This window comes from Achromobacter animicus (assembly GCF_040775605.1).
Lineage (GTDB): Bacteria > Pseudomonadota > Gammaproteobacteria > Burkholderiales > Burkholderiaceae_B > Achromobacter > Achromobacter animicus.
In genome coordinates, this window is sequence record NZ_JAYGJK010000001.1 from 2493325 (window position 1) to 2516709 (window position 23385).

The 23385-nt window shown below is 63.1% G+C and carries 21 protein-coding genes; 11 read left to right on the forward strand and 10 right to left on the reverse strand.

The genetic code is table 11. The features are described 5' to 3' along the window. Positions 1-116: 116 nt before the first annotated feature. The 10 genes from AB3147_RS11200 to AB3147_RS11245 form a co-directional block, all read right to left on the reverse strand. Positions 117-617: an acyltransferase gene (locus tag AB3147_RS11200; RefSeq protein WP_218343518.1), complete on the reverse strand. Its 501-nt coding sequence runs from the start codon at positions 615-617 to the stop codon at positions 117-119. Between the two features lie 19 nt (positions 618-636). Further along, entirely contained in the window at positions 637-1392 is a 756-nt protein-coding gene (locus tag AB3147_RS11205; protein WP_218343519.1) for a cephalosporin hydroxylase family protein, read from the reverse strand. Beyond that, positions 1393-2214, reverse strand: a complete 822-nt coding sequence (locus tag AB3147_RS11210) for an NAD-dependent epimerase/dehydratase family protein (RefSeq protein ID WP_367351965.1) — start codon at positions 2212-2214, stop codon at positions 1393-1395. After that, a complete protein-coding gene (locus AB3147_RS11215) occupies positions 2211-3455 on the reverse strand; it encodes a methyltransferase domain-containing protein (protein WP_367351966.1) in 1245 nt (414 codons plus the stop codon). The genes AB3147_RS11210 and AB3147_RS11215 overlap by 4 nt, the downstream gene beginning before the upstream one ends. Next, positions 3452-4009 carry a dTDP-4-dehydrorhamnose 3,5-epimerase family protein gene (locus AB3147_RS11220; RefSeq protein WP_367351967.1) on the reverse strand — a complete coding sequence of 186 codons (558 nt, stop codon included), beginning with the start codon at positions 4007-4009 and terminating at the stop codon, positions 3452-3454. The genes AB3147_RS11215 and AB3147_RS11220 overlap by 4 nt, the downstream gene beginning before the upstream one ends. Continuing rightward, entirely contained in the window at positions 4006-5076 is a 1071-nt protein-coding gene (gene rfbG, locus AB3147_RS11225) for a CDP-glucose 4,6-dehydratase (protein ID WP_218343523.1), read from the reverse strand. Before rfbG ends, AB3147_RS11220 begins: the two co-directional genes overlap by 4 nt. Continuing rightward, positions 5061-5831 carry a glucose-1-phosphate cytidylyltransferase gene (rfbF, locus tag AB3147_RS11230; RefSeq protein WP_218343524.1) on the reverse strand — a complete coding sequence of 257 codons (771 nt, stop codon included), beginning with the start codon at positions 5829-5831 and terminating at the stop codon, positions 5061-5063. The genes rfbG and rfbF overlap by 16 nt, the downstream gene beginning before the upstream one ends. Beyond that, entirely contained in the window at positions 5828-9088 is a 3261-nt protein-coding gene (locus AB3147_RS11235) for an O-linked N-acetylglucosamine transferase family protein (RefSeq protein WP_367351968.1), read from the reverse strand. The genes rfbF and AB3147_RS11235 overlap by 4 nt, the downstream gene beginning before the upstream one ends. Positions 9089-9510: 422 nt before the next feature. Further along, on the reverse strand, positions 9511-11202 hold the full coding sequence (locus AB3147_RS11240; RefSeq protein ID WP_218343526.1) for a flagellin N-terminal helical domain-containing protein: 1692 nt from the start codon (positions 11200-11202) through the stop codon (positions 9511-9513). Positions 11203-12003: 801 nt separating this feature from the next. Then, complete coding sequence (locus AB3147_RS11245) at positions 12004-12759, reverse strand: RNA polymerase sigma factor FliA (protein ID WP_312432459.1); 756 nt, start codon at positions 12757-12759, stop codon at positions 12004-12006. A 425-nt stretch (positions 12760-13184) separates the two neighbouring features. On the opposite strand from AB3147_RS11245, the gene flhD reads away from it, so the two are divergent. From flhD to cheY, 11 genes are all read left to right on the forward strand, one after another. Beyond that, positions 13185-13508, forward strand: coding sequence for a flagellar transcriptional regulator FlhD (gene flhD, locus AB3147_RS11250; RefSeq protein ID WP_046806433.1), 324 nt, complete (start codon positions 13185-13187; stop codon positions 13506-13508). Between the two features lie 33 nt (positions 13509-13541). Continuing rightward, positions 13542-14120, forward strand: coding sequence for a flagellar transcriptional regulator FlhC (gene flhC, locus AB3147_RS11255; RefSeq protein WP_175126091.1), 579 nt, complete (start codon positions 13542-13544; stop codon positions 14118-14120). 116 nt (positions 14121-14236) lie between these two features. Then, positions 14237-15106 carry a flagellar motor stator protein MotA gene (gene motA, locus AB3147_RS11260; protein WP_056570169.1) on the forward strand — a complete coding sequence of 290 codons (870 nt, stop codon included), beginning with the start codon at positions 14237-14239 and terminating at the stop codon, positions 15104-15106. An 11-nt stretch (positions 15107-15117) separates the two neighbouring features. After that, positions 15118-16113, forward strand: a complete 996-nt coding sequence (gene motB, locus AB3147_RS11265) for a flagellar motor protein MotB (protein WP_218343527.1) — start codon at positions 15118-15120, stop codon at positions 16111-16113. Further along, positions 16110-16490, forward strand: coding sequence for a response regulator (locus AB3147_RS11270; RefSeq protein ID WP_175126093.1), 381 nt, complete (start codon positions 16110-16112; stop codon positions 16488-16490). The genes motB and AB3147_RS11270 overlap by 4 nt, the downstream gene beginning before the upstream one ends. Before the next feature lie 28 nt (positions 16491-16518). Continuing rightward, positions 16519-18681, forward strand: coding sequence for a chemotaxis protein CheA (gene cheA, locus AB3147_RS11275; protein ID WP_367351969.1), 2163 nt, complete (start codon positions 16519-16521; stop codon positions 18679-18681). A 17-nt stretch (positions 18682-18698) separates the two neighbouring features. Next, positions 18699-19199, forward strand: a complete 501-nt coding sequence (gene cheW, locus AB3147_RS11280) for a chemotaxis protein CheW (RefSeq protein WP_129247084.1) — start codon at positions 18699-18701, stop codon at positions 19197-19199. 93 nt (positions 19200-19292) lie between these two features. After that, entirely contained in the window at positions 19293-20996 is a 1704-nt protein-coding gene (locus AB3147_RS11285; RefSeq protein ID WP_175139608.1) for a methyl-accepting chemotaxis protein, read from the forward strand. 8 nt (positions 20997-21004) lie between these two features. Further along, positions 21005-21859 (forward strand): CheR family methyltransferase, encoded by an 855-nt coding sequence (locus AB3147_RS11290; protein WP_175139609.1) that lies wholly within the window; start codon positions 21005-21007, stop codon positions 21857-21859. 22 nt (positions 21860-21881) lie between these two features. Beyond that, positions 21882-22940 carry a protein-glutamate methylesterase/protein-glutamine glutaminase gene (locus AB3147_RS11295; RefSeq protein ID WP_175126221.1) on the forward strand — a complete coding sequence of 353 codons (1059 nt, stop codon included), beginning with the start codon at positions 21882-21884 and terminating at the stop codon, positions 22938-22940. 51 nt (positions 22941-22991) lie between these two features. Further along, on the forward strand, positions 22992-23381 hold the full coding sequence (gene cheY, locus AB3147_RS11300; protein ID WP_056316584.1) for a chemotaxis response regulator CheY: 390 nt from the start codon (positions 22992-22994) through the stop codon (positions 23379-23381). The last annotated feature ends 4 nt before the right edge of the window (positions 23382-23385 follow it).

Genomic DNA, 23385 nt, shown 5'->3' on the forward strand with positions numbered 1-23385 from the left:
ATAGATACAAAAGCTGCGGACGCAATTATGAGGCATGTCCGCAGGGGCCAACCGGGGAATAGGACCGAAAATCGGCCGCTTGGCCCAAGTTTCCGCCACGCATTCAACCCGCCGCGTCAGTCCCCCGTCGCTTCCCGCCGTCCCAGCAGCTTCATCGGATTGCCGCCCTGTATCGAATACGCCTCGACTTCGCCCCGCACCACGCTGCCGGCCGCGATGACGCAGCCTTCGCGCAGCACCGCACCGTCTAGCAGCACGCAGTTGGCGCCGATCCAGACGTCGTCCTCGATCACGATCCCGCCCTTGCTGGGCCGGAAGCCCTGTTCGCGGATTTGCAAATCGCGGCGGCGGAACTCATGGTTGGCCGGCGCAAAGGTGCAGTTCGCTGCAACCGCCACGCGCGCGCCCATGCGGATGCCATTGCCGGTGTAGAGCACGCAGCCGGAATTGATGACGCAATCCGGTCCGATCTCGACATCGCCCGAGCCCCCCGCGGGTTTGATCTTCACAAACGAGTCGATCACCGCGCGCGGGCCGACCACGATGCGCGTGCCGCGCGTCGAGTCCTCGATGTCTGCCAGCGCTGACACCCGCGCGGTGGAATCGATCTGGATCATGCTGCCGCCCGTACCGCGATCAGGCCTTGCGGCGCAGGAAGCCGTCCGGCGCGGACGTCACGAGCAGGCGGTCTTCGACCGAGCGGTCGATCTCGAACTCGGGGTGCTGCTTGATCCATTCCCACACGGCCGTTTTGGGGTTGTTGCCCTTGCCCCAGTGGCGGCCCGGCCACTCATAGTCGGCCGGCATGTCTTCGACGAAGGTGTCGAAGACGACGCAATAGCTGCCCACGCTGACGAGATCCGCATAGGCGTTCAATTCGGCCAGCACATGGTCGTGCGTGTGGTTGGAGTCCAGGCACACCATGATGTTCTTCTTGCCCTCGGCATGTGCGCGCACCTGCGCGATCGTCGCGGGGTCGATGCTGGAGCCTTCGATCAGATGGATGCGCTTGGCCAGCGGATGGGACTCGATGGCCTTGCGGTTGTGCTCGCGGATTTCGATGTCCACGCCAACCACGTCGCCCGCGCCCAGCAGCTGCAGCATCGAGGCCGACAGCATCAGCGAGCCGCCGTGGGCGATGCCCGTCTCGATGATCAGGTCCGGCTTCACGGCCCAGATCAGTTCCTGCATGGCCATGGCGTCCATGGGCAGCTGGATGAGCGGCCGGCCTGCCCACGAGAAGTTGTTCATGTACTTGCGTTCCAGCGCCATCTGGCGCCAGGCGATGGAGAGCTCGCGGAACTCCTGGTCTTTGGCAAAGCCGGCAATGCGGGCTTCCTTCTCCTGGCGGTATTCCGGATGCGCGTCGGGCGTGGTTTCAAGGTAGGACATTCAGATTCCTTTGTGCAGACGGTACTGCGCTAGAAAATTCGGGAAAAATTCGGAAAACGGCCGCGGGGGCCGGCGGCACAGCGCCTGTGTGCGGGTCACGTCGATGTCGTCGAAGGCCCATTGCGGCGCGTCGGGCGCAACGGTTACGGGATAGCCCAGGGCATCCTGCAGGTTTGCCGCGACCTCGCGGTTCTCGACGCCCGCGCCGTGTGCGACGTTGAAGATGCCGGTAGCGTCGGATAGCGCGATGGCAAGAATCTGCGAGACCGCGTCGTCGATGTGCAGATAGTCCTTGCGGGAGGACAGCGCCGTGCGCAGCGTGATGCGGCCGTCACGTGCGCCTTCCTCCAGCAATTGATCGATGAAGCTGTCCGGCGCGTCGCGCAGGCCCACGATGTTGGACAGGCGCGCCACCTTGGCCGGCCGTCCGCCGTGCAGGCACAGCGATTCGCCCATGAGCTTGGACAGGTTGTACAGGTCGCTCGCGTCGTTCGGATTGACGCGCAGCGTCGCGCTTTCACGCGTGTCGTTCACGCCCGAATAGACGCGCGTGCTGGACAGGTAGGTCAGACTGTCGAAATCGCCTTGGGCGAGCAGGCTGCGCAACAGGCACACGTGCGCCTCGACAGTGTCGAGCGGACGGCTGCGAAAGTCCGAGGTCAGGCCGATCGCGTAGATCACGTGCCCCAGCGGGCGGCGCAACAGGTCCGTGTCCTGGCGCGGCGGGGCGTCACAGGCGATGCCATCGGCGCGCAGGCGCGCGACTAGATGGCGGCCGATGAAGCCCGAGGCGCCCAGAACGGTGACCGGCCGGCCATTCATGCGTGCGGCCCGCTGTCAATGGAAAGCGAAGGGATTGCGGTAACCAGCTTGGCGCCCCATTCATGGCGCGCGTAGGCAAGCTGCTCCGTCACCTCGGTCTTCAGATTCCACGGCAGGATCAGGATGTACTCGGGCCGGTCCTCGCGCAGCCGGGCTTCCGCCACGATCGGAATGTGGCTGCCCGGCAGGTACTTGTCCTGCTTGGCGGGGTTCAGGTCCACCACATACGGCAGCAGGTCCGGACGCACGCCGGCAAAGTTCAGCAGCGTGTTGCCCTTGGCTGCGGCACCGTAAGCGGCGATGCGCTTGCCGCCGCGGCGCAGTTCCACCAGGAACGCCAGCAGGTCATTCTTGACGCGTTCGGCCTGCTGCTGAAAGCGCGCGTAGAAATCAGTTCCGGCGACGCCGGCGCGCTGCTCTTCGTCCAGCGTGCGCGCCACTTCGGCGCCAACTTCATGCTTGCCGGTGTCCAGGCGCTGCGCGAAGACGCGCAGGCTGCCCCCGTGCGTGCCCAGGTGTTCGACATCGAACACCGACAGCCCGTTGGCCGTGAAGATGCGCGAGACCGCTGTAAGCGACAGGTACGAGTAGTGCTCGTGGTACACCGTGTCGAACTGACCTTCCTGCACCATGCGCAGCAGGTGCGGAAACTCGAACGTCGCCACGCCTTGCGGCTTGAGCAGCGCGGCAAAGCCCGAGACAAAATCGTTGACGTCCGGCACGTGTGCCAGCACGTTGTTGGCGGCGATCAGGTCGGCGGCGCGTCCCGTATCGGTCAGCTCGTCGCCCAGTTCCACGCCAAAGAAGCGCTGCACGATGTCGATGCCGCGGTCGCGCGCGGCTTGCGCGGTGCTGGCGGTGGGCTCCACGCCGTAGCAGGGAATGCCGGCGTCCTTGACGTACTGCAGCAGATAACCGTCGTTGGCTGCGATCTCGGCGACCATGCTGTCCTTGCCCAGGCCGAAACGGCCGATCATCGCATCCACGTAGCGGCGCGAATGCGCCAGCCACGACGAGGAGAACGAGCTGAAGTAGGCGTAGTCGTCGGTGAACAGGGCTTCCCGGCCCGCGTGGTCTTCCGTCTGGACCAGCCAGCAGGACTCACACACGAGGATGCGCAGCGGGAACCAGGTCTCAGGACCGCGTAGTGCCGCTTCGGTCAGATAGGCGTTGGACGGCGGGGCATGGCCCAGATCGAGAAAGGGCAGGCGCAGTTCGGCCTGGCAATGGCGGCACTTCACAGTGCAACTCCAGAATAGGCAGCGTCCAGGCGCGGATGTTGCTGATCGCGCTCGGACACCAGGGTAGGGGGGACGGGCCAGGAGATGCCGACGCGCGCCTCCTGGTAATGCAGGCCGGCTTCGGCCTGCGGGGCGTAGGAGGCGGAATGGCAATACAGCATTTCCACGTCGTCCGTCACCGTCTGGAACCCGTGGGCGAAGCCTTCGGGAATCAGCAGCGCGCGGCCGTTGTCCGCCGACAGACGTTCGGCATGCCATTGCAGGAACGTGGGCGAGCCCTGCCGCAGATCGATGGCGACATCCCAGACCACACCGCGGATGCAGCTCACCAGCTTCATTTCCGCAAAGGGCGGTAACTGGTAGTGCATGCCGCGAACCGTGCCGGCTTGCGCCGTATAGGTATGGTTGACCTGCGCGACCGGGCCGGTCCAGCCGCATGCGGCCATTTCGGTAGCATCGAACAGCCGCGCCAGAAAGCCACGCGTGTCGCCGCGCGGATGGCGCTGCACGACCTTCAAGCCAGCGATCGGGGTATCGAGGACGGCGAGGCTCATGCGCGCGTCTCGTAGCGGTCGATGTCGGCATGGCACAGCGCCTGCGCATCTTCGCCGGCGTCGAACCGCCGGTACCAGTGCATGCTGTGCGTCACCGCCTGCGACAGCGCCCAGCGGGGCGCCACGTTCAACACGGCGCGCGCCTTGGACGTATCCAGGGTGAGCAGGCCGGCTTCATGCGGGCCTTCGATCTGTTCGGCATAGGCCACGCGGCCCTTGCCGTAAGCGGACAGGGCCAGGTCCACCACGGTGCGCACGGGCGCCGCTTCGGCCGCATCCGGGCCGAAGTTGTAGGCGTCGGCCAACGCGGGCGCTTCCCACAGCTTTTCGGCCAGGGTCATGTAACCCGCAAGCGGCTCCAGGACGTGCTGCCACGGGCGAACCGACTGCGGGCGCCGCACATGCAGATCGTCGCCGCTCCGCCAGGCGCGCACGGCGTCAGGCAGCAGGCGGTCCGCCGACCAGTCGCCGCCGCCGATCACATTGCCGGCACGCGCGCTGGCGACTGCCAGGCCTTGTTCGCGCAGGAAGGCGTCGCGATAGGATGCGATGACCAGTTCGCTGGCGGCCTTGCTGGCGCTGTAGGGGTCATGCCCGCCCAGCGCGTCGCTCTCACGGTACGGGTAGGGCCATTCGTTGTTGCGGTAGACCTTGTCGGTCGTGACCATGACCGCGACCCGGGCCGACGGCGTGACGCGCAGGGCATCCAGCAGGTGCGCCGTGCCCATGATGTTGGCGGCGAAGGTCTCGACCGGCTGCGCGTAGCTCGACCGCACCAGCGCCTGGGCGGCCAGGTGCAACACGATTTCGGGACGGGCGCTCTGCACCCGTTCGCGCAGCGCGGCAGCGTCGCGGATGTCGCAATAATGGCTGTCGATCAGCGCGCCGACGCGGGCGGCCTGAAACAGACTGGGCTCCGTGCACGGCGGCAGGGCCACGCCCGTCACCTTTGCGCCCAGGCGCTGCAGCCAGATCGCCAGCCAGCCGCCCTTGAAGCCGGTGTGACCGGTAAGGAGGACGCGCTTGCCGCGCCAGAAACCGGCATTCGGCGTTACCAGACTTTCCATGGCGCCTTGCCCGTGCTCCAGAGGGATTCCAGCAGATTCTTTTCGCGCAGCGTGTCCATGGGCTGCCAGAAGCCCAGATGTTCATAGGCGTGGAGCTGGCCGTCGCGGCTCAGCGCTTCCAGCGGTCCGAGTTCCCACGTGCAATCGTCGTCTTCGATCAGCTTGAGTACGCTGGGCGACAGCACGAAGAAGCCGCCGTTGATCAGACCGCCGTCGCCGCGCGGCTTTTCCGCAAAGCCGGTGACCTGATCGCCGTCGCGGCGCAGCGCGCCATAACGGCCCGGGGGTTGCACGGCTGTCACGGTGGCGGCCTTGCCGTGCTTGCGGTGAAAGGCGAGCAGGGCGGTGATGTCGATATCGGCCACGCCGTCGCCATACGTAAAGCAGAACGCCTCGTCTTCCTTCACATAGTCCGCCACGCGCTTCAGGCGCCCGCCGGTCATCGTGTTTTCGCCGGTGTCCACCAGCGTCACGCGCCAGGGTTCGGCCTTGCGCTGATGCACTTCCATGCGGTTGTCGGCCATGTCGAACGTGACGTCGGACATGTGCAGGAAGTAGTTGGCGAAGTACTCCTTGATCATGTAGCCCTTGTATCCGCAGCAAATGACGAAGTCGTTTACGCCGTGGGCGGAATAGGTCTTCATGATGTGCCACAGGATGGGCCGCCCGCCGATTTCGATCATCGGCTTGGGGCGCGTGTGGGTCTCTTCGGAAATCCGGGTGCCGAGGCCGCCGGCCAGGATGATTGCTTTCATGCTTGGGTTTCGCACCAGTTCTTGAACATTTCGCGCAGCGCACCTTCGAACTTGCGCGCAAAGGCGGGTTCGTTCATGAGGGGGCTGGCGTGCATTTCGTCGCGCAGGCCGGCGCGGATCTTGGCGAGGGCGGGGATGTCGCTGGCCAGTGCGACGACCTTGTCGATGTACTCCGATTCCGTCTGCGCAATCCATTCGGGTCGGCCAACGCCGTGGAGAATAGACGACCCGATGCGGCCCACGCTGGGGCGGTCCGCGAGCGTGATGTACGGCACGCCCATGTAAAGCGATTCCACCAACGTGACGCCAGAGTTGTGCGGGAAGCAATCAAGGCCGATATCCATGCTTCGGAGCGTATCCCAGGGGGGGCTGTGGCATCCGATAGCGAGCCGAGTACGATTGACGCCATACTTCTCGAAGCGCGCAATCAAGGCATCTTGCATTGCTTGGTCGCGATAGCTACTGCTATCGACGGTGAGGCGCGCATTGGGCAGCCGGTGCATGATCTGCGCCCATACGCTGACGGTACGGTCATTCATGCGAATGGCGCGCGTCAGGCTGCCTAACGTCACAAATTCATTGGCAATAGCCGGCAGGGGGCCTTCCTGGCCCATGCTGGTTGCCGGTCGATAGATGAAGTTCGTATCAGGGAGCCGCCATGGCGTCTCTGAGAACAGACTCTCGCATCCCTGGGGCGCCATCGCTTCGTCCGTAAGGATATAGTCGATAGCCGTCAACCCAGTGGTGTAGCCGTATCCGAGCCAGGTCATCGACACCGGGGCAGGCTTGCGAGCAAAGGTTGCAAGCCGATTGCCTGCTGTATGTCCGGCAACGTCGATCAGGATATCGATCTGGTCCGCTCGAATCCGCTCCGCGAGTTGAGCATCGGAGAGCGGGGAAGTCGGAACCCAATGATCGAAGTACGTCTTGAACCGCTTGGTCGTATCATCTTCCGTCGCCAACTCCGCATAGGCGGTCAGCTCGAAGGAATCTCGGGAGAGGTGAGCAAGGACGGGTTCAATAAAGTAATTGCCCGAGTGCTGGCGGAAGTCGGGCGACGTAAAGCCTATCTTCAGCTTGCGTTGCACCTGGCGCGAGTTCTTGTGCGGTCTCCACGTACTGCGCAGCGGTTCGCAATAGGTCTGATCGTAGGTCTGGTAGGCCTGAAAGACCTCTTCCGGGCTCACGGTTGGTGCATAGTTCAACGCGAACAAAAGATTGTTGTTCGCGGCGAGCGACTTCGGCGCACGCGCGACGGCGTTTCTTGCTGCCGCAATCGCACCCTCAGCGTCCCCACTGTCGATGAGTATCTTGCTCAGGTTCGCGAGCGCTTTTTGCAGGTTCGGATCTATTTCCAGGGCGCGCACGCAGGATTGTTTGGCTTCCTGATAACGCCTTTCGGCATTTAGCGCATCAGCAAGTGCCGCATGAGCATGGGCATCGCCAGGGGCCAGCTCGACGGCGCGCCGGCCGGCGCTGATCGCCTCGGCAGTCCGCTCCAGCTGGCTGAGGCAGACGGTCAAGGTGATATAGCTTTGAGAGTGGTTGGGCTCGAGTTCGAGCATTTTCAACGTTGCCACCATCGCTTGCGCGGGACGCCGCGTGTTGCACAGCGTGATGGCAAGCGCTTCCCATCCATCGAAGAAGCGCGGGGCAAGCTTGGTGATCGTGCGGGCGAGGGGTTCTGTTTCGCTATAGGCGTTGCGCATCATTGCCTGGTTCAGCCGCTGCGCCTGGGCCACGATGGAAGGCGGAGGCGCCAAGGATCGCTGAGAGGGCAGCCGACCGGTCAGGCCGAGACGCGCAAGCGCGTCCACGTAATGTCCTGCGTAGTGGCCTTCGCCTTCACTATCTATCAGCCCGCTCTCGAGCATCGCGTGCCAGGATTGCGCCGAACCCTCCGCGAGCGCGAAACGCTTGACCAGTGACAGGACCTCGTTCAATTCCGAGGTGCCCACATGGGAGTGAGCTGCGTCCGCGGACACCGCAAGCAATGCCCCGTGCAACGACTGCCCAGAGGAAAGAGCATTTAGCAGCGCGCGTTGCGTCTCATTGAAGACCAGCCGCAGAGGCTCATGCCACAGGTTGAACAATGGCGCATCCGGTCCCGACGCGTCAATGCTTCGAAGAGGTCGAAAGTCGCTCGCGGCATCGTCATAGGGGCCGGGTCCCAGGCTGACATGCGCCAGATCGGCTTCCAAAAGCGTCCGGAGGCACTTATCCAATCCGCTTCGCAAACTTGCATCGTCCTTGGACGTGCCGCGCTTCAATTCATTGAGCAGTGTTGAGTAGGGAAGCGTGCTCGGCCAAGCGCGCCCGAAGATCCTGAGCAGATCGACCATCAGCGGGTCCGTGGTGACCAGTCCGCGCCCGAGGTGCGTAGCGTAGGAAACAACGTTGTCCTGCCCCCTGGCCGCGAGCCTGATCAGCCCGCTGGCCCAATTCAGATCGGTGAGGCGCGTAAGGTCGGGGGCGCTCAGGATTTCCGGCTGGCGGTGTTGCGCAATCAGCAGGCTCTGACGCAATCCTCGTCCGGTCGCAAAGTCGAGGTACTGCTGTCGCATGGCAGCCGGTTGCCCCATGCTCAGTAAGCTGTGGGACAGCGACACATTCTGGCCAAATTGCAGCGGGATTTCGCTTAAGGGATCAGCATCCCCGACGTAGGCCAGTCCCGCCTGGGCCGCCTTGCCCGCAAACTCGACAAAATACGTGGGCGTGCACGCCAATAGACGTGCGGCCTCGTCGGAGTCCAGTCCACGAGAGAATTGATCGACCAGCGTGCCGACGGAGGCGCTCAGGGGATTCGATGGCGCAATGCCTTCTTGGAAAAGCGTCAATGCGGCGCGAGCCGCGCCCTTTACCTCGTCTTCGGTCTTGGCGGAGTGCGTGTGCAGCAATATGGCATCGCGCATCACCTCGAGACTCTTGGCGCCCGGATAGATCCGGTAGTCGACGTAGAGCAGGCCGAAGGGCGAAAGAAGCGCTTGGCCTCGCTCGAGCAGCTCCTGAGCCTGCTCTTCAGGCAGGCTGTCGTAAGAGCCGGTGGCAACGATATAGTCGAACGGCGGCGTATGAGCCGGCAGATCGGAGATGCCGGCGGTGGCCAGATCGACGTTCTTGAGTCCGAGTTGCTCCGCCCGGCCGCGCGCTATTTCAATAAGGTTCGCACGCCTGTCGAGCCCGACTACGACGGCATCCGGGTAGGCCAGAGCGAAAGGAAACAGCCCCTCGGCCGAACCGCATTCCAAGACCAGCACGCGCGCTCGGTGCAGCGGAGCCGTTTCCACACCATATAGATGGGCGACTGCTCGCAGATGCAGCGGTGAGTGGCTGGGAGCCAGAGTCCCTGGGTTGTCTGCCCGCTGGCAGGGTTGCATGGGGGCCGGAATCGACATGGGGCGCGTAACAATTGAGGCTTCGGGATAATGACCCAGATTCTATGAAGCAGACGTTCGGGTCATTTCGCCAAGCAGCGTCCGAATTCGCCTCCAGTTCCGGGGCATCAGGGGTTGCGCCCGTCTTCCGGCATCTTTATGTCCAGGCAGCGCGTGCGATCTTCCAGAAACGAAAAAGCCTCCCTATCGGGAGGCTTGGTACTGCGGCTCTGTGGCCCGGCGCGAAGGACCGGGTCACAGAGCCGGGAGCGGTTGCCCGTTCCCGGTTCTGCTTGTGCTGAGAATTAACGCAGCAGGGACAGAACGGTTTGCGGCACTTGGTTGGCTTGCGCCAGAACCGAGGTACCAGCTTGTTGCAGGATCTGAGCCTTGGACATGTTCGACACTTCCGTGGCGTAGTCGGCGTCTTGAATACGCGAACGAGCGTTGGAGAGGTTGTTGACCACGTTGTTCAGGTTGGCGATCGTCGATTCCAGACGGTTCTGCACAGCACCCAGTTCGCCGGTCAGCTTGTCCAGCTTCGTGAAGGCGGCGTCAAGCGTCTTCATCGGATCGGTGGTCTTCGTACCCTTGCTGGTGTCTTCCGTCGTCAGCTTACCGGTGCTGCTGACCTTGGCTTCGGCGCCGATCTTCGGAGCGTAGTCGCCCGTGCCCGTGCCGCCCTTGACCGTGGTCTTGCCCGTGTTGGGGTCGACGTTGTAGACGGTCGTGTAGTTCAGGGTGCGAGTAACGGTGCCCTTGCCGTCCACGTAGGCGATGTTGGCGCCAGCGGAGGTGTCGCCGGTGAAGGAGACCGTGGCAGCCGTGATGCCGCTGCCCAGGTTCACGGTGTTGCCGCCAGCAGCTGCGTTGGCCTTGAATGCAGCCAGCAGAGCGTCCTTGCTGATGGTGTCGGTGAACGACAGCTGACCTGCCGTGCTGTTCTTGTAGACCTTGCCGCCGATGTCGACAGAGGCGGTGCCAACAGGCGAGCTGGCAGCCGTACGCATGACCAGATCCAGCTTCGCAGCGGTGCCGCTGGCGTTGTTGGTGGTCAGGTTGCCGGAAGCGTCAACGAAAGCAGCTTGGCCGTCGATGGTGATGTCGCCGTTGGCGTCAACGGTGAACTCGGTCGAGCCGGACGTGCCGTTGTTGTACGTGCCAGTGGTGGTGCCCGTGCCCGGCTTGATCGAAGCGGCCAGGTTATTGATGGCGGTCGAGTTCGAAGCGCTGTTGTTCGTGAACGTGAAGTTGTTGTTCGCGGCGTCGTAGGTGTACGTGTTGTCGTTGCCGGCGGCGACGCTGACACGGACGGTGTTGCCGTTTTCCAGGCGACCGAAGATGTCGTCAGCCTTGATCGCAGCGTGCGTCGTGGTCACGGTCCACTCGTTGGCGCCGGTGGTCACGCCGCCAGCAGCTTGCAGATCCGACACGGTGGCCGAACGGTTCTGGGTCACGCCCGAGCCGTTGACGTTGAAGCCGTCCAGACCCAGGGTCTTGACGCTGATTTCGGTCAGGTTCAGGGTGATCGTTTCGCCGTCGTTGGCGCCGACTTGCAGCGTCAGGGGCTTGGCCGAATCCGACAGAACCTTAACGCCGTTGAAGTCGGTTTGTTGCGAGATGCGGTCGATGTCCGACAGACGTTGGTTGATTTCGTCTTGCATCGAGTTCAGCTGTTCTTGCGAGTAGCTGCCGTTCGAAGCTTGCACCGACAGTTCGCGAACGCGTTGCAGGTGGGTGTTGACTTCCGAGGCGGCGCCTTCGGTCGTTTGAGCCAGCGAGATGCCGTCGTTGGCGTTACGAGCGGCTTGGGTCAGGCCCTTGACGTTCGCGGTGAAGCGGTTGGCAATGGCCATACCGGCGGCGTCGTCCTTGGCGCTGTTGATGCGCAGGCCCGACGACAGACGCTCGATGGCGGTGCCCAGGGAGGATTGCGACTTGTTCAGGTTGTTCTGAGCAACGAGCGACAAGTAGTTGGTATTGATGACTGCAGCCATGTTTAGGCTCCCAAGAGAGAAAGGCTTCTTCAAACCGGGCAGCGGGGCCGCCCATCTTTGTAACGGGAAGAATTCTTTGACTTGTGTCTTCGAATTTCTCCGTTGCCAGGATTACGGCAGTCGAAAATCAATCTTTAGGTTTTTTTTTCGACAATCGTGAAATTGGCCGATGGGCGGCAGGTTTCACTGCGGATTGCCTTTGGAGCGGCCGGCGGAGGGGCGGGGGGCAGATCGGCAGACGCGCAATGCGACGCCGTTCAAGTGGTGGAAAATCCAGACGTCTCTGGGGGCCGACTCGGTTCGTGCTCGCCAGCTCGGTCAGGCCCAGCACCACTAGCGAACTGTATGTGGAAAGGAGCGGCACTCGCGAGTTGGCATTCGTCTGATAGGCCAGGAGACTGGCGCGCGTCTGCAAACTGCAAGAAGTAGTAGGGCTTATTGACGGCTACCGGGTACTTGTGACGCAGATAGTGGTCGCGCAGCGCTTGCGCAGAGTGCAGCAATGCAGATTGCAATGATGTTGTCGAACGCATCGAACTCTGAAGTGATAACGGTCAGATTCATCGCGTGCGAGTCGAAATCTCTTGCGTCAGCGGGCGCGGACGCGCGCTGAGCCGAATTGATCGGCTGAGTCGACAACGCGACGTCGACAATTTGTGCGCTGGGATGGGCTGTTGCGAACCGCGAAGATTGGACGAGCTCGCAGCAGACTTCAAGCACTCGTGCCGCATTCAATCTGCATTCGGGTATGCCGGCCTCAATTTCGCAAAGTGCAAACCGGCCGGTCCCAGTACAGCGTCGTCAAATAATCTGCGCGATCTGCCCCTCCTGGGGCAACTCCTGCCAAGCCTGATCCTTCAACCGAGCCCGGATCCGCGCCGTCGCCTGCGACCGCAGCTGGCAAACCCGCGCCTCGGTCACATTCATGATTGCGCCGATTTCCTTCAGATTCAGCCCCTGCTCGTAACACAACGACAGCAGCAGCTTCTCCCGATCGGGCAGGGCGTCAATCGCATGCACCAACGCCTGCCGGAAATCCCCGGCCAAGAGCGAATCCAGCGGATTCCCGCTCGGCGCCCCGTGATTCAACGTCGCAGACCAATCCGCCTGCCCCGACGCCGAATCGGGTTCGGTAGTGAAATCTTCGTAATGAACAATCTGCACGCCTTGCGCGTCGTGCAGCAGCGTCTGGTATTCATCCAGCGGCAGCTCAAGCTGGGCTGCGATCTCCGCCTCAGTCGGCGCGCGCATCAAACGCTGTTCCAGAAACTGGATCGCCTGTTCGATCTTGCGGGCCTTCGTGCGCACGCTGCGCGGCAGCCAGTCCTGGCCGCGAAGCTCGTCGAGCATCGCGCCACGGATACGCGTCGTGGCGTAGGTCTCGAATTGCGCGTCTGCGGTTTCCTGATAGCGGCGGACGGCGTCGAGCAGGCCGATCATGCCGGCTTGTATCAAGTCGTCGAGTTCGACGCTGGCGGGAAGCCGGGCGAGCAATTGCAAAGCCAGCTTCCGAACTAGCGGCGCGTATTCGACCAGGCTGTCATCTGCGTGGGGCATTGCGGGAATTCTGGCGGAGTCCATCGTGAAGCGCGGTCGTGTTGCCAATTTGCGACATTGTCGACAAGCGCGGCTACGGTAAGGCGGGCGAATCTTAAGAGTCGCTAAGTTGGCATTGTCGGCAATGGGGCGCCGTTCATTTCAGGAAGTACGCAACGTTTTGAATGCTTATTTGGCAAATTGGCGAAAATTTGTCACGAACTTGTATGTCAAGGTGTGTCTAGAAAGGCACGTTGCGCAACATCAACAAAGATTTGTCATATAAGTCATAGAAAATGACATCACCTGTGGTAAATTTTACTTAATTTGCGAACAAATGATACATTTCGCATAAAAACAGGATGTAGCAAGCAGTCAGGTAACAATCGTTGCCTGCGCTATGAGTAATCAAGCCCCTCGGGTGGGATAGGGATAGGGAGTACGGCGTGCAACAAGTCGAAAATTCTTTGCTGGCAGACATTCGCGAAGTGAATCTGTCATATCTGTTACTGGCTCAGCGTATGTTGAGGGACGATTTCGCCGCATCGATGTTCCGTCTGGGTTTCAGCAACGAAGTCGCTGACATTCTCATGCGCCTTTCGCCGGCGCAATTGGTGAAACTGGCCAGCTCCAGCTCGCTGCTGTGCCGTTTCCGTTTTGATGATTACAGCCTGCTGTCCGCGCTGACTCACGACGTTCTGGGTGGTGCGCTGCAACAAGCGCATGCAACCATCCTGCTCGCCAAGCAGCCTGTCGAAGAACTGGCCTGACGGCCTCGCGAATTCCACTCGGATACACCTGTAATGGCCTCCAAGAGCGTTTCCCAGGAAGCGGACGACATTCTGCTTGCTAGCTCCATGATTACGCTGGGCGCGCGCCTTCAGGTGCTTGAGGCTGAAACAAGCCTCAGCCATGATCGCCTCGCCCGCCTGTATCGCGAAATCCGCGGCTGCTCGCCACCCAAGGGCATGCTGCCTTTTTCGGTTGACTGGTTCATGACCTGGCTGCCGAATATTCATTCCTCTCTCTTCTATAACGTGTATTCGTTCCTGAATACGCGCACCACCAGCAAGGGCATACGCGCCACCATCGATGCGTATCGCCTGTATCTCGAAAACGCGGGGCAGGAAACCGCGGATGCCGAGCCCGTCCTGAGCTTCACCCGGGCGTGGATGCTGGTGCGATTCTTCGACAGCGGCATGTTGCAGCTCTCTGCGTGCCGGCAATGCGGCGGCCATTTCATCGCCCACGCCCACGATCCGCAGTCCGATTTCGTGTGCGCCATCTGCCGTCCGCCACCTCGCGCCGGCAAGACCCGCGCGGCGGCCAAAGCACGCGCCGGCAGCCGTTCAGCCCCCATTGCGACCGCCGCTCCGACCTGATCGGGCGTCCAAATACATCAAAAGCCCTGGAAAACACCCCCTAACCCGCCTTTTTGGGGCAGGGGGGACAGGGGATCATTGACGCAAGTTATAGACTTCGTTGGCAGGGGCCCGTTGTGTTGATTGTTATCGGTTTTCTTGTGGTGATCGTGTCGGTCGTCGGCAGCTTCATGGCGCTGGGCGGACACATGGGCGCGCTTTACCAGCCCTTCGAGCTGACGCTGATCTTCGGCGCGGCATTCGGGGCGTTTCTGGCGGGCAACAGCAAGAAGTCGCTGATGCTGGTCAAGAAGGCGCTTCCCGACGCGCTCAAGAGCTCGCGCTACGGCAAGGACGTGTATATGGAGCTGATGGCGCTCCTGTATGTGCTGCTGAACAAGGCGCGCCGTGAAGGCCTGATGGCCATCGAATCGCATATCGAGGATCCGGGCTCCAGCCCGATCTTCAGCGAGTATCCCCGGATCGCCAAAGACGAGAAGCTCATGGAGTTCATTACGGACTACCTGCGCATCATGATCAGCGGCAACATGAGCTCGTTCGAAATCGAAACGCTCATGGACGAGGAAATCGAAACCTACCGCCACGAGCGCGAAGTGCCGGCACATGCGCTGCAGCAGATGGCCGACGGCCTGCCTGCTTTCGGTATCGTGGCCGCGGTGCTGGGTGTGATCAAGGCGCTGGCCGCCGTGGATCAGCCGCCCGCCATCCTGGGTGACCTGATCTCCAAGGCGATGGTCGGCACGTTCCTGGGTATTTTGCTGGCGTACGGCTTTGTGGGTCCGCTGGCCTCCCGCGTGGAGCGCCGCACCGATGAAGCCATGAAGGTGCTCGAATGCATCAAGACGACGCTGCTGGCCAGCATGAACGGTTACCCGCCCCAGCTCGCGGTGGAATTCGGCCGCAAGGTGCTGTTCTCGGCGGTCCGGCCCACCTTCGGTGAGCTGGAAGAGCACGTCCGCCAGACCAAGTCGACCGGCAAGGCCTGACGGAGCGGGCCATGAGCACGGTAAATAATCACCGTGTGGTGATCCGCCGCAAGAAGGTCAAGGGCGGCGGGCACCACGGGGGCAGCTGGAAGATCGCGTACGCCGACTTCATCACGGCAATGATGGCGTTCTTCCTGGTGATGTGGCTGGTCAGCATCGTGCCGAAGGAAGAACTGAAGGGCATCGCGGAGTATTTCCGCATGCCGCTGCGCGTCGCCATCACGGGCGGGCCCAGCAGTTCGGCGGAAACGAGCGCCGTGCCTGGCGGCGGGCAGGACCCGCTGCGCAGCGAGGGCGACGTGCGCCGCGGCCAGGGCAACCGGGTCGAGTCCCAGCCGATGGGCGACGCCGAGCGCCGCGAGCAGCATCGCCTCGAAAACCTCAAGAAGCGCCTCGAAAACGTCATCGAGACGAGCCCGGTCCTGAAATCCTTCCGGCCGCAGCTCCTGATCGATCTGACGACCGAAGGCCTGCGCATCCAGATCATCGACAACCAGAACCGCCCGATGTTCGCGACCGGCCGCGCCGAAGTGCAGCCGTACATGCGCGACATCCTGCGCGAGCTGGGACCGGTGCTGAACGAACTGCCCAACAAGGTCAGCATCTCGGGTCATACCGACGCGTCGCAGTATGCCCGCGGCGAACGCGCCTATAGCAACTGGGAGCTGTCGGCCGACCGCGCAAACGCTTCGCGCCAGGAATTGGTGGCGGGCGGCATGAACGAAAGCAAGGTCATGCGCATCCAGGGTCTGTCTTCCAGCATGAGTCTGGTTAAAGATGATCCGTATGCAGCCGTTAATAGACGCATCAGCCTGGTGGTGCTCAACCAAAGCACCCAGAAGCGCATCGAAAGCGAGAACGCCGCAGCCGCGGATTTGAGCGCCAAGGATGCGCGCGAGGTGGGGACGGCCGTGCAGGCGGTGCAAGCCGCCAGCCAGGCCGCAACGGCAACCAAGCAGAGCGAGGCGGAGAACACCCCGCCCGCTGAAGGGGTTCGACAACAATGACGGCAACGATACTCGTGGCGGATGATTCCACGACCATGCGGATGATCGTGCAGGCGACGCTGACCGGCGCAGGCTGGAACGTGTTGACGGCTTGCAACGGCCAGGAAGCGCTGGAAGTGGCGATGGCCAACCCGGTGGATCTGGTCGTCAGCGACTGGAACATGCCGGTGAAGGGCGGTCTGGAGTTGATCCAGGGGTTGCGCGAAGAGGACCGGTACATGGATGTGCCGGTGCTGGTGCTGACCACCGAGGACGACGTGGACAGCAAGATGGCAGCCCGGGATCTGGGTGTTTGCGGCTGGCTTTCCAAGCCGGTGGATCCCGATGTGCTGGTGGAATTGGCGACCGAGCTGCTCGACGAGCAGGCCGGCGCGTAGCAGGTTCATTTAGAAAGGCGTACGGGTCATGAGTTCTGGTTTGGACCTCAGTCAGTTTTACGAGACCTTTTTCGACGAGGCGGACGAGCTGCTCGCGCAAATGGAGCAGCTGTTGCTCGAGCTCGATGTGGGCGCGCCCGACATCGAGCAGCTCAACGCCATTTTCCGCGCGGCGCATTCGATCAAGGGCGGTGCGGCGACGTTCGGCTGTTTCAACCAGCTGGCGGGCACGACCCATCTGCTTGAGAACCTTCTGGACGCGATCCGGCGTGGCGAAATGGCGCTGCGCACGGACATGATTGATATTTTCTTGGAAACGAAAGACGTGCTCAAAAGCCAACTGGATGCCTATCGGGCCTCCGAAGAGCCCGATGATGCCGTGTTTGAGCGTATTTGCGCCGTATTGAGGCAGCTTGCGCTGGAGCATAAGGATCCCGCCGCGGCCGCCGCGCCCGCGCCCGCGCCCGCTGCGCCCGCACCCGCTGCCGCGCCGGTCGCGGCCCCGGCGCCCGCACCCGTGCAGCAGGCGCCCGCGCCCGCCGCGCCGGTCGAAGCCGCCGCGCCGGCCGCAGTCGCCAGCGAGCAAGCCGGCGGCCTGCCGCTGCGTGTGCGCATCACCAAGGTTTCCGATAAGGATGCCGCGTCCCTGCTCGAAGAGATGGGCAACCTGGGCACCGTCAAGGCGAGCGAACGCGCCAATGGCGTGCTGACGGTCTGGGTGGATAGCACCTGCACGCCGGAAGACATCGAGGCCGTGTGCTGCTTCATCGTCGATGGCGACCAACTGAACATCGCCCGCGAGGCAGTGCCGGCAAGCGGCGACGCCGCGCCCGTGGCCGCCGAAGCGGCGCCTGCCGCGCCGGTTGCCGCGCCGGCCGCGGCCCCGGCTGCGCCCGAAGCGCCCGCCGCCGAGGTGGCAGCGGCCGCCGACGCTGGTGCGCCGGCCGCCCGTGCCGCCGCGCGTCCGGCCGCTTCCGCCGCCGCTCATGCAGACAAGGAATCGACCTCGATCCGCGTCGGCGTTGAAAAAGTCGACCAGGTCATCAACCTGGTGGGCGAACTGGTCATCACGCAGGCCATGCTGGCGCAGACCGCCTCCACGCTGGATCCGGTGCTGCACGATCGCCTGCTGAACGGCATGGAGCAGTTGGAGCGCAATGCGCGCGATCTGCAGGAAGCCGTCATGTCGATCCGCATGATGCCGATGGATTACGTGTTCAGCCGCTTCCCGCGCCTGGTGCGCGATATCGCCGGCAAGATGGGCAAGCAGATCGAACTGCAAACGTACGGCCGCGCGACCGAGCTGGACAAGAGCCTGATCGAACGCATCATCGACCCGCTGACCCACCTGGTGCGCAACAGCCTGGACCACGGCATCGAAACGCCCGAAAAGCGTATCGCCGCCGGCAAGGATCCGGTTGGCCAGCTGGTGCTGTCCGCGCAGCACAACGGCGGCAACATCGTCATCGAAGTCAGCGACGACGGTGGTGGCCTGAACCGCGAAAAGATTTTGAAGAAGGCCATGGCGCAAGGCCTCGCCGTCAATGAAAACTCGCCCGACGACGAGATCTGGCAGCTGATTTTCGCGCCCGGTTTCTCCACGGCCGAAAAGGTCACGGACATTTCCGGCCGCGGAGTGGGCATGGACGTCGTGCGCCGGAACATCCAGGACATGGGCGGCCACGTGCAGCTGTCGTGCGAGCCGGGCAACGGCACCACGACCCGCATCGTGCTGCCGCTGACCCTGGCCATTCTGGACGGCATGTCCGTGCGCGTCGGTGAAGAAACCTTCATCCTGCCGCTGAACCACGTCACCGAATCGCTGCAGCCCACCAACGACCAGATCTACTCGGTTGCCGGCAACGAGCGCGTCATGCACGTGCGCGGCGAATACCTGCCGCTGGTCGAGATGCATCGCGTGTTCTCGGTGGGCGAGGCCCAGACCGACCCCACGCAGGCGATCGCCGTCATCATGCAGGCCGAGGACCGGCGCTTTGCGCTGCTGGTCGATCACCTGATCGGACAGCATCAGGTGGTGGTCAAGAATCTGGAATCGAATTACCGCAAGGTCCCGGGCATTTCCGCCGCCACCATTCTTGGCGATGGCAGCGTGGCCCTGATTGTCGACGTATTTGCGCTCGCGCGCGCCAACCGGGAGCGCTGGTCGCAGCCCGAAGCCGTTCTGAATTGATGGAGCACTAAAAAATCATGGCAGCCAAACCGCAAGCGCAAGCCGCGCGCAATGAAGATGTCGGCAGCGAGTTCCTGGTCTTCACGCTGGGCGACGAGGAATACGGGATCGACATCCTGAAGGTGCAGGAAATCCGCGGCTACGACGCCGACACGGTCACCCGCATCGCAAACGTCCCGCCGTTCATCAAGGGCGTGACGAACCTGCGCGGCATCATCGTGCCGATCGTCGACCTGCGCATCAAGTTCAACCTGGGCCGCGTCGACTACAACGAGCAGACCGTCGTCATCATCCTCAACCTCGACCGCCGCGTCGTCGGCATCGTGGTGGACGGCGTGTCGGACGTGCTGATGCTCAACTCGGGCCAGGTTCGTCCGGCGCCCGAGTTTGGCGCCACGCTGTCGACCGAGTACCTGACGGGTCTGGGCACCGTGGATGAGCGCATGCTGATCCTGGTGGACATCGAAAAGCTGATGACCAGCGACGAAATGGCGCTGGTGGAGAAGGTCGCCTCCTGATCGGAGTCTGGCCGGAATGCGGGGTAAAGGCGCCATATTGATCGCGATGTGGCGCTTTCCTTTAACGATTGCAGTCAAGGGATGGTTCTTGTGATGCGCAAGTTTTTCGCGAACATGACGATACGCAGCAGCCTGTTGTGGGTGCTGGCGTTCTTCTCATTCATGTTGGTGATTGGTGCCGCGCTGGGCGTGTTGTCGTTGCGCATCAGCAATGGGACGCTGGCCGAGATCAAGCAATCGCAGGAATTGAACGACGCCGTCAACCGCGTCGTGCTAAGCCACAAGGACACGCTGAACGGCCTGGCCCGTGCCGCGACCCTGAACTATGCGGACATCGTGCGCAGCGTCGGCCAGCCGACCCTGCTGGCGCAAGGTCTGTCCAGCGAGGCCGCCGGCCTGCTGGAACGTGCCAAAGCGTCGCTGAACAAGGGCCAGGCCGAGTTCGATTTCTTCAAGACCCTGCCGCGGCCGGCCGAAGCCGCCGAGGCCCTGAAGGAGATCGACGACTCCTATGCGGCGCTGGTGCAGCAGGGTGTCGCGCCCCTGGTCGCCGCGCTGGAAAAGGCCGACATGCCGGCTTACCAGACGCAGATCCAGAAGGTGCAGGACGCCCTGGAAGGCCGCTTTGCGCGCGCCGTCGAAGGCTTTGATTTCTGGCGCGCCAGCAAGATGACGGACGCGTTCGAAGTGGCGCAAGTGCGCTACCAGTTTGTGCTGATGGCCGTCAGCGCCGGCGGCATCATCGCGGCGCTGCTGGTGTTCGCCACCTACGTCTTCCTGCGCCGCCGCGTGCTGCAGCCGCTGAAGGAAGCCGGCCACCATTTCGACCGCATTGCCGGCGGCGACCTGACGGCGCGCGTGGAAGCCAGCAACACCAATGAGATCGGCCAGCTTTTCGCCGCGCTCAAGCGCATGCAGGAAAGCCTGACCCGCACGGTGGCCTCGGTGCGCCGCGGCGTCGATGAAATCAACGTGGGTTCGCACGAGATCGCGGCCGGCAACACGGACCTGTCCAGCCGTACGGAGCAACAGGCCGCTTCGCTGGAAGAGACCGCCGCCTCGATGGAAGAGCTGGCGTCGACCGTCAAGCAGAACGCGGACAACGCACGCCAGGCCAACCAGTTGGCCGCCAGCGCGTCTGACGTGGCCGAGCGCGGCGGCGCGGCGGTGTCGGAAGTGGTGCACACCATGGAAGGCATCTCGGCCAGCTCGCGCAAGATTTCGGAAATCGTGTCGGTGATCGACGGCATCGCATTCCAGACGAACATCCTGGCGCTGAACGCGGCGGTGGAAGCCGCGCGCGCCGGTGAGCAGGGCAAGGGCTTTGCGGTGGTGGCGGGCGAAGTGCGTTCGCTGGCGCAGCGCAGCGCCCAGGCCGCCAAGGAAATCAAGGGCCTGATCGAAGACTCCGTGACCAAGGTGGGCGCGGGTTCGCAGCAGGTCGAACGCGCCGGCTCCACGATGCAGGAAATCGTGGCCTCGGTGAAGCGCGTGACGGACATCATGGGCGAGATCTCGGCAGCGTCCGAAGAACAATCCAGCGGCATCGACCAGGTGAACCGGGCCGTGTCGCAGATGGACGAAGTGACGCAACAGAACGCGGCGCTGGTGGAAGAGGCGGCTGCCGCCGCAGGCTCGCTGCAGGAACAGGCGCAGCGCCTGGCCGAAGCGGTGGCCGTGTTCAAGATCAACACGGGCGAGGTCATCGAAGTGCCGGCGCATCGGCTGTCATCGGTGCACGCCACCTATGACGACGCCCGCCTGCATGCGCCCGATGCGCCTGCTCTGGGACGCTGAGGATACGCGTGGCAACTTCGGCGAATACGGCCCCGTCCATTTCGGTGGACCGCCAGTTTGATTTCCGTGATGCGGACTTTTCCCGCGTCCGCAAGATGATCCACGCGCGCGCCGGCATTTCGCTGGGCACGCACAAGCGCGAGATGGTCTACAGCCGTCTTGCGCGCCGCCTGCGGGCGCTGGGCGGGCAGGATTTCGGCAGTTATCTGGACAGCCTGGAGAACGAGCCCGACGCCGCGGAGTGGGAAGACTTCATCAACGCGCTCACGACGAACCTGACCGCTTTTTTCCGTGAATCGCATCACTTTCCGATCCTGGCGGACTTCGCGAAGAAGCGCGGGGGACCCGTTTCGGTGTGGTGTTGTGCAGCCTCGACGGGCGAAGAGCCGTACTCGATCGCCATTACGCTGACCGAAGCCCTGGGCCCGCGGGCCGCCGGCTCGACCGTGCTGGCCACCGACATCGACACCAGCGTGCTGAACCGCGCGCGCACGGGCGTCTATCCGAACGAACGCGTCGCGAAGATGGAAAGCGAGCGCCTGCGCCGCTTCTTCCTGAAAGGCCGCGGCGCGAACGAAGGGCATGTGCGGGTGCGGCCCGAGATCGCCGAGATGGTGCGCTACGAGACGCTGAACCTCTTGTCGCCGTCGTGGGGGATCACCGAAAAGTTCGACGTGATCTTCTGCCGCAACATCATGATCTATTTCGACAAGCCGACGCAGGCCAAGATTCTGGAGCGGTTCGTGCCCCTCATGAAGCCGGGCGGCCTGCTGTTTGCCGGCCACTCCGAGAACTTCACGTACATCAGCCGGGATTTCCGTCTGCGCGGGCAGACAGTCTACGAATGCGCAAATAAGGCCTGAACGGGCCAGGGCAGCAAACAAGATGAAGAAAATAAGCGTTTTGTGTGTGGATGACTCCGCGCTTGTGCGCGGCTTGATGACCGAAATCATCAATAGCCAGCCGGATATGGAAGTGGTTGCGACCGCACCCGATCCGCTGGTCGCGCGCGACCTGATCAAGCGTCACAACCCCGACGTGCTGACGCTGGACGTGGAAATGCCCCGCATGGACGGGCTGGATTTCCTGGAAAAGCTGATGCGCCTGCGTCCAATGCCGGTCGTGATGGTGTCGTCGCTGACCGAGCGTGGCGGCGAAATCACGCTGCGTGCGCTGGAACTGGGCGCCATCGACTTCGTGACCAAGCCCAAGCTGGGCATCCGCGACGGCCTGCTCGAATACACGGAACTCATTGCCGACAAGATCCGCGCCGCGTCGCGCGCCAAGCTGCGCGCGCCCACGCCCCATGCGGCGGCAGCCGCGCCGGCGCCCATGCTGCGCCGTCCGCTGTCCAGCTCGGAAAAGCTGGTCATCGTGGGCGCGTCCACCGGCGGCACCGAAGCCATCCGCGAAGTCCTGCAGCCGCTGCCGCCGGACAGCCCCGCGATCCTGATCACGCAGCACATGCCGGCCGGCTTCACGCGGTCGTTCGCGCAGCGCCTGGACGCGCTGTGCGCCGTGACCGTGCGCGAGGCCGTGCACGGCGAGCGCGTGTTGCCGGGCCACGTGTACCTGGCGCCGGGCGGCGAGATGCACATGCGGTTGGGCCGCAGTGGCGCCAACTACGTCATCGAGCTGGAAGCCAGCGAACCGGTCAACCGCCACCGTCCGTCCGTGGACGTGCTGTTCAATTCCGCGGCCGTGGCGGCGGGCAAGAACGCCATCGGCGTAATCCTGACGGGCATGGGCAAGGATGGCGCCACCGGCATGCTGGCCATGCACCGGGCGGGCGCGCACACGATCGCGCAGGACGAAGCAAGCTGCGTGGTCTTTGGCATGCCTCGCGAAGCCATTGCCATCGGGGCTGCAAGTGAAGTGGTGCCGTTGTCGGCGATGAGCGAACGCATTCTGACTCGCCTGGGCGACCGTGGGCACCGCGTTTAACGCGGACTGACGCCACGATCGGTCTCAAGCAAATTTTTTCTGGAGTGAAAGATGGTAGACAAGGGCCTGAAGATTCTGGTGGTGGATGACTTCCCCACCATGCGGCGGATCATCCGCAACCTGCTCAAGGAGCTGGGTTTCGAAAACGTGGATGAGGCCGAGGACGGCGCCATTGGCCTGGAGAAGCTGCGCAACGGCGGCTTCCAGTTCGTGGTGTCCGACTGGAACATGCCCAACCTGGACGGTCTGGAGATGCTCAAGCAGATCCGCGCCGACGCATCGCTGGCCTCGCTGCCGGTGCTGATGGTGACGGCGGAAGCCAAGAAGGAGAACATCGTTGCCGCAGCCCAGGCCGGCGCCAACGGTTACGTGGTCAAGCCTTTCACCGCGGCAACGCTGGAGGAAAAGCTGAACAAGATCTTCGAGAAAATTGGCGGGTGAGGTG